This window comes from Lactobacillus sp. A27 (genome assembly GCF_016742815.1).
Classification (GTDB): Bacteria; Bacillota; Bacilli; order Lactobacillales; family Lactobacillaceae; genus Lactobacillus; species Lactobacillus gallinarum.
This window is the reverse complement of record NZ_JAEHNT010000032.1, coordinates 27571-42423: the sequence shown is the minus strand read 5'-3', so window position 1 is coordinate 42423 and position 14853 is coordinate 27571. Positions and strand designations below refer to the sequence as shown.

The following is a 14853-nucleotide window of genomic DNA, read 5'->3' as shown; positions in this document are numbered from 1 at the left end:
CTTCTTAGTTATAAAAGCCAGCCTCCAGTAACATAAATTGTTTGACCAGTAAGGTAACTGCTTCGTTCATTCAGCAACACTTTGATCCAATATGAAATATCTTTTCCATCAGCCCAACGACCAACAGGAATCTCTTCTTGAACTTTCTCAATAGTATCTTCTGAAAAAATACTGTTCATATTAGTCTTTACAGCACCTGGTGCAATTACATTAACCGTCAAATTATTTGATGCTACTTCACGTGCATAAGCCTGCGCAAAACGACTTAACCCACCTTTAGTGGCACTATATACCGATTCCAGAGCACTACCGTAGCCTCCATAAACCGAACCTAAGTAAACGATTCGACTAAAACCTTGTTTCATTAGCTGCGGCTCCAGTAATTTAGTTAATTTAATGGGTACAGTCAGATTGATTTTTATTAATCTTGTAATATTATCAAGATCTTCATCCCCTAGAAAGCCGTAATTAGTGACCCCTTGAGCAAAAACTGCTGCATTAACCGGCAATAAATTTTGGACAAATTCACTTAATTGTGCATCATCAACTTCAAAATCTAACTTAATCGGCATAAAATCCTGGTCAGGATATTTAGTAAACAACTTTTGACCTAATTCTTCAGCAACTTCCTTTTTGGAATTGTAATGCAAATAAAGAGACCAGCCATCTTCAGCCAAATCACGACAAATTGCTTGTCCTATGCCACCTGTAGCACCGAATACAATTGCACGCTTCATTTATTGCTCCTCCTTATCAGAGTTTAAATAAGCCGAGCAAATAGTGCTATCTTTCATCAGCTTTTGACAAATTTGATCGAATTCTTCAAAGCCCATCGTCTGCAACTTTAATAAATTAAGTTGTAAATCTTCATGGTCAAGATTTTCTTCAATCATTTCAATTGCAAAATATGAAAGATTATTCATTGTCCGAATAGTACGGGCCAGCCATTCTTTCTTCTGCAAAACAAAATTCTCTTTAATAAAACGATATTGCTCAGAATTAAGATCTATAGGTTGGGTTAAAACGCGTTTAATCTCCTCAATTATTCTTTGATTATCTGCACTAACTCCAAAAATAGTAGCAAAATCGCCTTGTCTAGTATAGTTAACTGAAATTTGCAAAGGATTAGCCAACAGCTTTTCCTTGCGCATTTTCTCAAACCAAGGACTCATCACGCTTAATTTTGATTCTAACATTATTTCTAGCAGAATTTGAGTCAAATCAGAACTAGATAATACTTTCTTAAAGTTTTTAAATCGAATACCCAATCCAAAAGCTTTTGAATTTCCTTTAGCTTGCAAAACTTGATCTGAAAGCTCACCCACTGGTTGAGAAACCGGAGTCGAAACATCTTTACGATCAGCTAGATACTTAGCTTGCAATTTACCTACTTGACGCAAAATGGTTCGAACTTGATTATCCGAAAAATCACCACAAGCAACAAATTGCATTTTAGTAGGCACATAATTTTCAGTATAAACCTTAGTCAAATTTTGCTTGGTTACCTGATTAATCGATTCTTTAGTCCCAACTACTTCGGTCCCTAAATTGGAATTACCAAACATGCTCGTCATAATGGCATTGTTTACTTTCCACATCGGATCATCCTGGTACATTGCCAATTCTTGCTCAATTATAGGAGCCTCTTTGGCAATATTTTGTTTAGTAAAATATGGCTCGCCTACTAATCTAAACAACAGATCAATCATCTTGGGGGTGTGTTCAATCCCGCTGCAATAAAACATAGTTTCATTGAAGGAGGTAAATGCATTAACATCTGCGCCAATTTCCTCAAATTGTGAAGAAATATCTCCATCTTTTTTAGCAAATAATTTATGTTCCAAAAAGTGGGCAGAACCCGCTACTTTTTGGGGATCACTACTGCCGAAATCAATAATAATACCAAAAAAGCGTTGATAAAAATGGGGCTTCAGGATAATCTCGGCTTTAAAACCAGATTTATATTCTCTTTTAATAATTTTTGGTGTAATCATTTTAAAATATAGCTTTCATTAAAGAATAAATTTTGAACAAAACTGACTAATTGATGAGTTGTGACCTTTTTAATAGCAGTCTCTCGATCAAAATCTAAATAGTCTGAAAATAATTCTCCTCGAAAGGCTTGACCCATTTGCCAATTTTGACTGTCTAAACCAATTTTAGTATTTCTATACAAGGCCTTTTGAGCTTTCTTAAAAAGTTCTTCATCTACATTACCAGCAGCCAAATTCTCTATTTCATTTAATATCACTCGCTTAGCAGATTCTACTTGATCGGGATCCAATCCAGCATTAATTAAAAACAGAGAATTATTAGCAAAACAGCTAGCCTCGACAGCATAAGCTGCACCTAATTCTTCACGAATTTTACTAAACAACTTAGATGATTGGTCTCCTGCTAAATATTGACTTAAAAGTAAGCCTACAATTTGTTCCTGATAATTAATTGTATGATTAATGCCAAAGCCCATTAACAATTGTGCTTGCGCATTGCCTTGTTCATCAACTTTTTCAATTAAGTTTTTGTTAGCAGGAATAGTTAAGCCAGTGGTTTGGAAATTTTTTATAATACCAGCCTGGGTGAAATAAAATTTAGCTAGTTTAGTCATTAACTGGTGGTCACGTCCCATGCCAATTACGGCTACAGGGACATCACGCAGACTCTCAATGTAACGATTTACCTCATCTACAGTAGCATTTTGTATTTCATCAATTGGTCCCATAAAATTCTCAGCATAATCTGGCTGATCCCGGTACCATAATTTAAAGAATTGATCGATGGCATAATTGGCAGGCTGCTCCATTAACTCGCGATAATCATCTTCTAGTTGTCTTTTCGCATAGGCCAACATCTCCGGAGTACAATCTGGCTTAGTAATAATTTCGCTAATAGTTTGAATTATTTCTTGACATACATACTCTGGATCCAGTACTTCAGTTGGTTCAACAAAATTTGCATAATAAGTCAAAATTATTTCTTTACCAAAAAGCTGAGGCATAATATCCAATTGCAAATCATATAAATCGGCCAATCTTCGAGTCTGCTCCGCAATTTGTGGATATAACATACTGGTGTTTGACTGCAAACGTGATAGCAAGCTTGCAAAAGCTAAATTGTGACTTGTCAGCGGTAAACGCAAAAAACAGCCCAACGCGGCTGTTGTAAATTTCTTATTTTTCCTAATTGTAATATTAGTCATTAGCATTATTTCCATTACCTTCATTCTTTACTGGTGGGACTAATACTTGACGTGGCTTTGAACCTTCAGAAGGTCCCACAATTCCTTTAGCTTCCATCTCATCCACGATTCTTGCAGCCCGATTATAACCGATCCTAAAACGTCTCTGCAACATAGATACGCTTGCTGTTTGCTGACGACGAACCAAATCAACAGCTTGATTATAAAATTCATCTTCCGGTTCATCGTTTCCATTATCAGAAGCCGATGAGCTTTCGCCCTTTTTAGGAATCATAGTCTCATCATAGTCAACTTTTTGTTGTTTCTTTACCCAATCGATTACACGTTCAACTTCATCACTCGCAATATAAGCACCTTGAATACGTTCAGGTTTTGAAGCACCAATTGGCATATAAAGCATATCACCACGACCTAGAAGTTTTTCAGCTCCTGTTTGGTCCAAAATAGTTCTAGAATCTACACCACTAGATACAGCAAAAGAAATACGAGATGGAACATTGGCTTTAATTAAACCAGTAATAACATCTACACTTGGACGCTGAGTAGCTAAAATCATATGAATTCCGGCAGCTCGAGCCATTTGTCCTAGTCGAACTATTGCTCCTTCAACATCATGGCCACCAACCATCATCAGGTCACTAAGTTCGTCAACCACTACTAAAATATACGGCAATGGCTTCATTGCAGGCTTAGATTTATCCTGATTATTTTCAGCGACTTTTTGATTATATTCGCCCATGTTGCGAACGCCACTTGCCGCAAATAACTTATAGCGGCGTTCCATTTCTTTAACTACTTTGCGCAATGCATTAGAAGCCAATTTAGCATCTGTTACAACCGGAATTAACAAGTGTGGTACTCCGTTATAAACAGAAAGTTCTACCATTTTAGGATCAATTAAAACTAGCTTTACATCTTCTGGTCTGGCTTTCATCAAAATACTTGCCAAAATAGTGTTGATGGCAACAGACTTACCAGAACCAGTAGACCCAGCTATTAATAAGTGTGGCATTTTTGCCAAATTAGCGGAAATAGTACTTCCAGTAACGTCTTTGCCTAATGGCACATTCATTGGATCCTTTTTTGCCTTTGCATCTTGATGTTCCATTACATCTTTAAAAGATACAACTGAAGTTGCCCGATTAGGCACCTCAATACCAATAAAAGGTTTTCCTGGAATTGGAGCTTCAATTCTAATATCCTTGGCTGCAAGTGCCAAAGCCAAATCGTCAGCCAAATTAACAATACGACTAACTTTTACACCGACGGCAGGTTGAACCTCATACCGAGTAATAGTAGGGCCTAAAATGGCCTTTTTAATAATTACCTTTACACCAAAACTCTTAAAAGTAGATTGTAAAACCTGAGTATTTTTCTTAATTAAATCACGGTCTGTACTCTGATCAGTTGATTTAATTGGATCTAATAAACTCAAAGGTGGCTTTTTATATGACTTGTTAACTATAGTATCTGTTTTTAACTCACCATGATCCACATTGGCTAATTCTTGCACCAATTTTTGATCTTCTTGAACAAAAGAATGCGATTTGGGTAAATCCTTGCTGTCAGGTTCTTCATGCTGTGGTGCAATTTGGATTTGCGGCTCAGGAGCCGGCTCTGGATCTGGTTCGACCGTCACGTCTTCACTTGAAGGTTTAACACTAGTATCTTCCTCATTGTCATCAGAATCAAAATCTGCAACGTCTGGGAAAATATTTTTATCATCGTCATTAGCACGTTTTTGTTTTCTTTTTTCCAATACGTCACTATATTTGTCCTTCAACTTAACACCAGCGGTTTTATTTTTTTGAATAAATAATTGACTGCTGGATTGAAATTTTTCAATAATCGTCCTGAATTTCACATCAAAAAACATCAAGATTCCAATAGGAATTAGTAAGAACGCAAAAATCTTGATCCCAATTTGTCCTAATAGCGGATAAAAAATCTGATAACCTAGCGAACCAATCAGGCCGCCACCAACACTTTCTGTAACAGCGGCACGACCAAATTCTGCAGTCATCGCATGCCAGAATGAATTCAAGAAATTACTATTTACTAATTCATGCTCGTAATACAAGCTACTTTGAATCAATAAAATACCAATGAATGCTAAAGAAAGCCCAATTGTACGTTTAACTGACAAATGAACTGGCTGGTTATAAATCAAATTTACCAGCCCAAAAAGGGCTAATAAACTAGCAGCTAATAGATACGAATCACCAAAAAACAAGCGAATCAAATTAGCAATCTGTTTACCTAAAATACCAAATCTAACAAAGGCAAAAACAGCTAGCAAAATAAATACTAGCCCCAAAATACTCCAATTTAAATTTTGTTTTTTAGTTGTTTTCTTTTTAGAATATGTCTTTTTTGTCTTTCTTTTTTTCCTTTTTACAGGCATGTACTCACCCTAATTAGTGATTAAAAATTGGCTTTAAAGTTCAAGTTAACCGGTTGGTCAAAAGTTACTTGAGTTACTTCATACGTTAAAGTCTCAATATATTCAACCAATGGTCGACTTAAAAGTTGCCAATCTGCGCTACTGATATCAGAACCATCACCATGATAATCTTTTAATTGAACAACCTGATGAATAGTTCCACTTACTCTAAATTCACTTGGTGCAGGAACTACATCATAGAACACAGCTACATCATAATAGCTGCCATTTTCTTCTGAATGCTCATCATCTTGACTTACATCCAATTTTTGAATGCCAGTTCTAACATCGCTCTTTGGTTCTGTATCTTCATCAACTAAATCATAGTGAAATGCTTGTACAGTTACTGGTGTTTGTCTCTCAAAATCCATTATTCTTCACTTCCTAAATTACGTTCATATCTTTCTGGACGATCATAATCATCCTTCAATTTATCATTTTCATAATGGTGTGCAGTTTCCATATTTGGAAATCCTTGTTGACGCAATGCTTCAAGCAAGACCATTGCTACAGAATTCGACAAATTATAGCAACGAATATTATCTGACATTGGAATTCTTAAATTTCTGTCATAATATTCACGCATAAAAGTTTCAGGTAAACCTGTAGTTTCCTTACCAAAAACAAAATAATAATTTTTATTTGGGTCGGTGTAATCTACATCTACATAATTCTTTGATGAAAACTTAGAAATTAAATACATTTCGTCATTAGGCCCTAAAGTCTTTAAAAAAGCATTCAGATCATCATGACGACGTACATCAACTTTGTCCCAATAATCGAGCCCTGCTCGTTTCATTTTTTTATTATCAATTTGAAACCCCAAAGGTTCAATCAAATCTAAAACTGTATTGGTACCTGCACAGGTACGTGCAATATTACCAGTATTAGCTGGCATTAATGGCTCATATAAAACTACGTGATTTGTCATTTCAAAAACTCCTTAAACTAAAAAAGCGCAGCTTTTAAACCACGCTTTAATTTATTTAGCATTATTTGCTTTTGTATCTGCATCTCCCGTGGTCGAAGAAACAGCATCTGTTTCACTAAAAATTTCAGATTCTCTTCGATAATAATTGTACACGCGAGACACGATAATCTTCAAGACTGCATAGATCGGAATACCAAAAATTACACCCCATAGTCCCCAAACGGAACTAGCACCGATTAAAAGTAAAATAGTAGTTACGGGATGCATTTCCATTTTATTCCCCATAACTAAAGGACTTAAAATTCTAGTTTCAATTGCTTGTTCAATTAAAAAGACCACTAAAACCTTAATTAACATTGATCCTGAAGTCATAATTGCAATTACGAATACCGGAATAAGAGCCAATGGTGTCCCAAAATATGGAATCAAATTCATAAAACCGGCTAGGATAGCTAAAGCTAATCCATATGGTAGGCCAATTATTATGTAGCCAATTACAAACATGACGCCTACCCAAAAAGCAACTGTTATTTGACCACGAATATATGAAGCCAATGCATAGTTGATATCATACAACAGCTGACTAAAACTAGGTTGCCAATGCTCCGGTGCAAATTTCGTAATGTAAGGACGCAATTGATGCCCATCTTTGAGCATAAAGAATAAGATAAACGGTGCAGTAAGCAGAGTCATCACAATCATTGTAATGATACTTACCGCAGATGATATATTGCCTAAAGTAGCGTTGATAGTACTTTGCCCTGATTTAAACAAAGTTTTTTGCGTATTGTCTATCATGCCTTGTAAGCTACCTTTTACCTCATGCAAACGAGGATCACGCAAAGCATTCTGCGTTGCATTAACAGCATCGTTCCAAATATGAGGCCAGTTTTTAATCAGCGAATTAATCTGATTCTGGGCAATAGGAACCAGGATATTGATAATCCAGATTAAAGCTATTAAAACAAACAGAAACAAGACAAGAATTGTAGCAACTCTAGGTACTTTAAACTTCTTTTCAAACCAATCTACTACTGGATTCATTACATAATATTGAATAACCGCTAAAAGTAATGGCGGCAAAATCGCACTAAAAAATACCCAAGCAGGATTCAATACAAAAGAAATTTTATTAAAAATCCAGATAATTAAAAAGAACAATAAGATGTTTAATAAAACAATACTAAACCGATTATCTAAAAACCATTTTTTAAATAAGGTTTCTTTTTTACTTTTTTGTTTATAATCCATCTACCTGTCCTAGTATTTAAATGTGTTCGTAAACAATATCATCATCCACTTTAAAGGTTGGAAGTGGTTGAGCAACATCTGGATCAAAATATACCGCATTTGCTAAAGGTGCTTTAGGAATTGGACGGTTAAAGAATAAAGTAGCGTGACCCAAAGCCTTCATATTACTTTCAACCATTGGACCTACATAATTAGCTACATAAGTTTGACCATCTACAGTAATCGTATCACCCTTTTTAAAGACAAAGCCATTAACTGGAGTTTCATCACTAAATTTTTGAATAACTGAAACATCTTCTAAGTCTTTGTTGGCACCCTCGCCGAACAAAATTACCATGCCATCTTTATTATCGATAGCTTTTTTACCAATTTTTTTAATAGTTGAAATCCATTTCATAATCTTATATCTCCTTAAAAATAATTTTAGCATAAGAATAGCAGCTTAAAAACTTAAGCAGCCCAAATTATTAGATATTTTTGTGATGATACATCAACCATTTTCTTAGTTCATCTAATAATACTAAAGGAATTGGTAACAAGAATAGGAATAGCCAATCACTAGCAGTCAAGATAGTTGTATTGAACACCTGCTGAATGCCTGGTGTAATAGTCAAGATAACGAATAGAATGATTTCAAAAATAATGCCGTACCAAATATTTTTATTCTCAAATAATCCCTTTTTAAAAACAGAAACTATATTAGTTCTACAATTTAATACATTTGCCACCTGAGTGAAGACAATTGCACCTAAAACCATAGTTGTAGCTCGCATATAAATTGAGCCATTAGCAGCCAAAGCTACGTTAGGCCAACCATTTTGATAGTTCACAAAGAAATAGGCAGCTGTAGAAATAATACTTGATAAAAGACCATACCAACAAAAGGCTTTAATAATAACACCTTTGTTCAATAAATGTTCTGATCTTTTACGTGGTGGTTGCTTCATAATATCTGGATCGGCAGCTTCCGCACCTAATCCTAAGGCTGGAAGCATATCGGTACCTAGATCAACCGTTAAAATTTGCATAACTGTCATAGGAAGTGGAATTAATCCAGCCGAGAAAAGAAATAGCACTGACGGAATAGCTTCGGGTACATTAGAAGTCAAAATATATGTTAAGAACTTGCGGATATTGCTATAAACTGCACGTCCTTCTTCAATGGTAGCTACAATCGAAGCGAAGTTATCATCGGTCAAAATCATATTGGCTGCATCTTTAGCCACGTCAGTACCAGTCATTCCCATTGCAATTCCAATATCGGCTTGCTTTAAAGCCGGAGCATCATTAACTCCATCACCGGTGGAAGCTACAACTTCACCGTTAGCCTGACAATTCTTTACAATGCGGTATTTTTGTTCTGGAGCAACTCTGGCAAAGATTACCTCATCTTTTAATGCATGACGCAATTCTTCATCGCTCATTTGATCTAATTCATTACCGGAAATTACACGTGCTTGATCAGAAGTTAAACCAATTTGAACAGCCACTGACTTAGCAGTTAATTTTGAATCCCCAGTTACCATGATTATTCTAATTTTGGCCTGATGACAACGTTTAACTGCATCATAAATTTCTGGACGTGGTGGATCGCTCATTGTTGCTAAACCCACAAAGATTAAATGATTTTCCGCATACGCAATACTTATTTTATTAATATCGACACCATGATCGATTATTTTATAAGCGAGGGCCATACTGCGCAATCCGCGAGAAGCATAATCAGCGTTTGCCTTTTTAGCGCGAAGACGATCTGCTTCAGTCATCGGACGAATTTTACCATCAACCTGGATTTGATCACATTGCTTAATCGTGTCGCTATAAGAACCTTTAGTGAGAACAATATAATGCGTATCATCCCAACGATGAACAGTTGACATTCTTTTACGATCAGAATCAAATGGCAATTCCCGCAAACGAGGATATTTTACTAAAACTTTTTGTTTATCAAATCCAGCTTTTTCTGCCATCACAATCAAGGAAGCTTCGGTTGGTGTACCTAAAATCTTAGGCTTTCCACCCTTTTTATTAGGTTGAACCGAAGTATCATTATCCAAAGCTGCAATTTGAACTAATTTACGTAAATCAGGATTTTCCTCATACCATAATTGTTTTGTATTTAGCTCAATCTGACCATTATTAACATAGCCATTACCAGTAACGTGATATTCATGAGCTGGTGTCCAAAGGTAGTGAATTGTCATTTGATTCTGCGTCAACGTACCGGTTTTATCTGAGCAAATAACTGTCGTTTCACCTAAAGTTTCAACAGAATTAAATTCTTTCACTAACGCATGCTTTTTAGCCATCCGCTTAACACCTTGAGCTAGACTTAAAGTTACCGTTGGCAATAATCCTTCTGGAATAAAAGCAACAATCATCCCCAAAGCAAAGATAAAAGCCTTAGCTAAAGGATACTTTACGAAGAAGATAGCTGCGATAAAAAATATAAGTCCAATCGTAATAGCAATAATCGAAATTTGCTTAGTCAATCGATTAAGCTCTGCCGTGAGAGGACTGCTTGTCTTCGTTTGTTTTTGCGTCAAGCTTGCAATTCGACCGAATTCTGTATTCATACCCGTCGCAAAAGCAATTGTTCTAGCAGTGCCAGCTCCCACAGTAGTGCCTGAGTAGACCAAATTGCTTTCAGCATAACTACCTTCACCAGGATCATACTTTGTGGTTTTAGACTCTGGAACAGATTCACCATTCAAAGCACTTTGATCTACTGGCATTGAACTGGCGGAAATAATTCTTGCATCGGCTGGAATTGAGTTACCAGCTTGTAAAACAAAAACATCCCCCGGCACTAGCTCTTTACTATTTATTTGCTTTTTCTTGCCATTTCTAATCACTTCTACATGGCTGGGCAACATATTGTTTAAGGCATCCGTTGCCCGCTTGGCGGCTCGCTCCTGCCAAAAACTAAATAAGCCATTGATAATATTAACCAACCAAATGGCAATTCCTAATTCTAACGTTCCGGAAACTATTGCAATTAACCCTGATATCCAAAGCAAAATTGCCATCATACTAGAAAAGTTTTTGAAAAACGTTTTCCATTCTGATTCAGCTGCGGCTTTTTTAATAGTATTAGTACCATATTTCTTAAGTCGTTTAGCGGCTTCCTCATCCGATAATCCAGAAGAAGAAGAGTGCAAATTTGTAAAAACTTGTTGAACCTCATTCTGGGCATATAATTTACGGATTTTATTTTCATCCATCCTATACGCACCTTCTCATTTTTACAATTATTATTTTTCCCTTATATTTCCTACTCTAGCACTTTTCACTAGAACAAGTCACAATCTGATTCATTATTTTCCATGCTATACTTATCTCAGTTAATACTTTTTCTAAAAAATCGGAGGCATTATATGAAAGTTTTAATCGGTGGCTATACTAAGAAGACCTCTAAAGGTATTTATGAATTGCCTTTTACTGGTGAAGATAATGGAGCTAAGTTAGGCAAGGCTGAAAATATTATTAGTGTAGGTGGCCCTACTTATTTCCAAAAAGATGGCGATTTAATTTTTACTATTAACAACGCAGGTGACGAAGGTGGTATCGGCGTCTTTAAATTAGGTGAACATGGTTCAAGTGAAGTCGATCGCTATTTAACACCTGGCGCTTCACCAGCATATGTTGGTATTGATCGCGAGCAAAAGCTTATCTATACCGCAAATTACCACACCGCCGTTTTATCTGTATTCCACTACAATAAAAGCGGCAAGTTAGAATTACTCGATCAAGTCACTCACAAGGCTGAAACATTGGGCCCACGTCCAGAACAAGTCGATGGCCCTCACCCACACTTCTTCGATGAAACACCAGCAGGTAATTTAGTTAGCTGCGATTTAGGTAATGACACTGTCGACTTCTACCGGTTAGAAAACGGCAAGTTACATCACCTAGCTCAATATAAAAATGAAGCTGGTTTTGGAACTCGCCACATCGTCTTTTCAAAAGATGGTAACTACTTCTACGTTGTTGGTGAATTATCTAGCAAAATCAACGTAGTTAAATTTAATGAAGACACTTGGGACTTCGAAAATATCGCTACATACAAGACCATTCCAGAAGATTTTACTGAACACAATGGTGCCGCAGCACTTTACATTAGTAAAGATGGTAAATATGTTTATAACTCCAACAGAGGCCACAATTCTATCACCGTCTTTAAGATTAATGATGACCACACCCTAAGCTTAGTTCAGCGCATTTCTACATTTGGTGATTTCCCTCGTGACTTCAACTGGGATGCCGATCAAAAATACGTAGTAGCTGCAAATCAAAATACAGATAACGCTACCTTGTATATCAGAAATGGCGGTAATGGAGCTTTAACTCCAATTCAAACAGAAATTCCTGTTCCTGAAGGCACTCGCGTACTTTTCACCAAATAACCCATAATGAAAAATAACCATGACATGCTAGTCATGGCTTTTTCATTTCATAAATTTAAAGTAAAATAGACATAAGCAGAACTGAATTAATAAGAAGGTGACCAAGTGAAACAAAAGATTATTCGTATCATACTATTTATTCTAGGTGGAATTTTAGGATTATTGCTTTTATATAAATTATATTTAAGCTATCTACCAGAATTAAAATTACTAGTTCATTTTGATCACCATAATGAAGAATTGTTAATTAAAATGGTTCGTAGCCACGGGATCGAAGATTTAGCTTTTCTTTTTATTTTAAATGCCATTTGTGTGGCAATTCCCGGCTTATCTAATGGTATCTTCTGTGTTTTGAATGGAATCTTGTATGGTCCAGCATTTGGCTTTATTGTTAACTGGATTAGTGATATTTTAGGACAAATCATCTTGATGCAGTTTTTGCACAAACTATATGACATTAAACATATGTCTAATAGTAAGATCTACAAATTGTTAACTACACAAAAATATCCGATGGTCGCTCTAACTATTGGCTATCTCATCCCATTTATTCCAAGTGCAACCGTTAGCTATGTCAATATTTTGATTAATAAAAATGATTTCAAAAAGCAATTGATTCCGATTGTGATCGGGGTAAGTCCATTTGCATATCTTTATGCTTATGGTGGCGACTCAATTTTGCATCTTGACACCAGCAGAATTATTAAGGCAGCAGTCATGATTGTGGCCGTTGCCCTAATAGCTGCAGCGATTTTATTTATTATGAAGCGCGTTAAGAAGCATACAAAAAAAGCTTGATAAAAATCAAGCTTTTTTCTTTTTGCATTAAAACTACATCAAGTTAGCTTCTTTTAACAATTCTTCTACCCAAGTCTTCTTAATCTTGCGCATCCCTGTCTTAAGAGCTAATTTTTCAGGGAGTGGCATGTCTTGATCAGCCAGCTTCTTCTTGTCTGACATGTAGTACATTGCCCGCAAGAGTTGACGAATATCGTAAATTGAATCAAATACTTCAGGAACACCACGGTCAACATTCAAAAGCGTGTAAACAGCTTCCATAGCCGTTCTGACTGAATATTCAGTAGTAAAGACGGTATCTCTTGTTGGCGACTCCGCAAAGTTACCAATAAAGGCGATGTTGACAGAACCATCTGGTACAACGGCTGGACGGTCACCGCTATGTCTTGGCATGAAGTAACTAGTAATGTATGGCATGTAAACAGGAACAGTATTCATGTTTTCTTCACTAGCTAATTCATTAATTTGACTTTCTGGAACACCTAAGTGATACAAAAGTTCCTCAGCAATTTCCTTACCGCTGCAGTCAACCACTCTCTTCTTAATGTAATTACCTTCAGTGTCTGAATAAAGTGCATAAATCCAAACTACAATTTCATCTGGATTTTGACTCTTGAAGTGTGGTTGACGGTGAATAGTAAAGCTAAGCTCCCAGTTAGAATCGACAATCGTGATAATACCACCAGTATTAACTTTGCCATCATAAAGACTACGTTTAGTCAAACGTTCAAAGTATGGAGCTAATTTCTTATTCTTCAAAGTAGTAGTTGCGGAAACAAACCAGCTACGTTCTGGTAAGTTTTCACAGAAGACATCTGGGTGACCAAAGTCTGGATCTTGCTTTGCCAAATTTTCCCATAACTTCCAGGAACTACCTTTAGCATGTGTAATTGGAGCTGGGGTATTTTGATCACCGTAAGTTGAACTCTCAGTAATTGAACCATTAGTAATAAATACGATGTCATTTGGAGTCAATGGAACTTCTGTTTCCTTGCCATTTTGAGTCATAATGATCTTCTTAGCAATCTTTTGCTTGCCATCATGATCAACTTCTACATTTTGAACGTGACAATCATATTCAAATTTAACACCATGATCTTTTAAGTATGCCAAGAGTGGTTTTACCATTGATTCATATTGGTTATACTTGTTAAATTTCAAAGCGGTAAAGTCTGGCAAACCATCAATGTGGTGAATAAAGCGCATCGCATAACGGCGCATTTCGGCTACTGAGTGCCATTTTTCGAAAGCAAACATTGTTGACCAGTATGACCAGAAGTTAGTCTTAAAGAAGTCATCGCTAAAGAATTCCTCAATAGTTTCTCCTTCAAGTTCCTTTTCTGGTGTCATGATTAATTTAACAATTTCATTAGTACATTTGCCTAAACCGTATTGACCATCACTTGGAAGACGATCACCACGGTTATAAATCAAACGGCAATTTGAGGAGTTAGGGTCCTCTTTATCAAGCCAATAATACTCATCAAGATAAGAAGCACCTGGAATTTCCAAACTTGGAATTGAGCGATACATATCCCATAAACATTCAAAGTGATTCTCCATTTCACGTCCACCACGGACAACGAAGCCAGCGTTTGGACGTTTAGCACCGTCAAGTGAACCACCAGCTACTGGCAATTCTTCCAAGATATGAATATTCTCACCTTTCATTTGAGCATCACGAACCAAGAAGACAGCTGCAGAAAGGCCAGCTAGACCGCTACCGATAATATAAGCAGACTTATTGTCTACGCCTTCAGGCTTTTTAGGATCTGCAAAAGCTTCATAATTACCATTGGAATAATACATAAAGGTATCCTCTTTT

12 protein-coding genes are annotated in these 14853 nt (G+C 36.3%); 2 read left to right on the top strand and 10 right to left on the bottom strand.

The window, feature by feature from the left end; all coding sequences use genetic code 11:
- Positions 1-8: 8 nt before the first annotated feature.
- The 9 genes from ymfI to JEM49_RS04905 all read right to left on the bottom strand — a co-directional run bounded on the left by ymfI (position 9) and on the right by JEM49_RS04905 (position 11048).
- Entirely contained in the window at positions 9-737 is a 729-nt protein-coding gene (gene ymfI, locus JEM49_RS04945; protein ID WP_201873922.1) for an elongation factor P 5-aminopentanone reductase, read from the bottom strand.
- Positions 738-1994, bottom strand: a complete 1257-nt coding sequence (locus tag JEM49_RS04940; protein ID WP_201873920.1) for a M16 family metallopeptidase — start codon at positions 1992-1994, stop codon at positions 738-740.
- Positions 1991-3205, bottom strand: a complete 1215-nt coding sequence (locus JEM49_RS04935) for a M16 family metallopeptidase (RefSeq protein ID WP_025005495.1) — start codon at positions 3203-3205, stop codon at positions 1991-1993. Before JEM49_RS04935 ends, JEM49_RS04940 begins: the two co-directional genes overlap by 4 nt.
- Positions 3192-5603: a DNA translocase FtsK gene (locus JEM49_RS04930; protein WP_201873918.1), complete on the bottom strand. Its 2412-nt coding sequence runs from the start codon at positions 5601-5603 to the stop codon at positions 3192-3194. Before JEM49_RS04930 ends, JEM49_RS04935 begins: the two co-directional genes overlap by 14 nt.
- 20 nt (positions 5604-5623) lie before the next feature.
- Positions 5624-6013: a DUF1149 family protein gene (locus JEM49_RS04925; RefSeq protein ID WP_025005494.1), complete on the bottom strand. Its 390-nt coding sequence runs from the start codon at positions 6011-6013 to the stop codon at positions 5624-5626.
- Entirely contained in the window at positions 6013-6573 is a 561-nt protein-coding gene (locus JEM49_RS04920) for a tRNA (cytidine(34)-2'-O)-methyltransferase (protein ID WP_025005493.1), read from the bottom strand. The genes JEM49_RS04925 and JEM49_RS04920 overlap by 1 nt, the downstream gene beginning before the upstream one ends.
- A 51-nt stretch (positions 6574-6624) precedes the next feature.
- Positions 6625-7824, bottom strand: a complete 1200-nt coding sequence (locus tag JEM49_RS04915; protein WP_201873916.1) for an AI-2E family transporter — start codon at positions 7822-7824, stop codon at positions 6625-6627.
- Positions 7825-7840: 16 nt separating this feature from the next.
- Positions 7841-8221 (bottom strand): PTS glucitol/sorbitol transporter subunit IIA, encoded by a 381-nt coding sequence (locus JEM49_RS04910; RefSeq protein ID WP_025005491.1) that lies wholly within the window; start codon positions 8219-8221, stop codon positions 7841-7843.
- A gap of 70 nt (positions 8222-8291) precedes the next feature.
- A complete protein-coding gene (locus tag JEM49_RS04905; RefSeq protein ID WP_201873914.1) occupies positions 8292-11048 on the bottom strand; it encodes a cation-translocating P-type ATPase in 2757 nt (918 codons plus the stop codon).
- A 153-nt stretch (positions 11049-11201) separates the two neighbouring features.
- On the opposite strand from JEM49_RS04905, the gene JEM49_RS04900 reads away from it, so the two are divergent.
- Complete coding sequence (locus JEM49_RS04900) at positions 11202-12230, top strand: lactonase family protein (protein WP_201873912.1); 1029 nt, start codon at positions 11202-11204, stop codon at positions 12228-12230.
- A 105-nt stretch (positions 12231-12335) separates the two neighbouring features.
- A complete protein-coding gene (locus JEM49_RS04895) occupies positions 12336-13028 on the top strand; it encodes a TVP38/TMEM64 family protein (RefSeq protein ID WP_025005488.1) in 693 nt (230 codons plus the stop codon).
- A gap of 33 nt (positions 13029-13061) precedes the next feature.
- Here the strand turns inward: JEM49_RS04895 and JEM49_RS04890 are convergent, their stop codons facing one another.
- Complete coding sequence (locus JEM49_RS04890; RefSeq protein WP_201873911.1) at positions 13062-14837, bottom strand: oleate hydratase; 1776 nt, start codon at positions 14835-14837, stop codon at positions 13062-13064.
- Between the last annotated feature and the right edge of the window lie 16 nt (positions 14838-14853).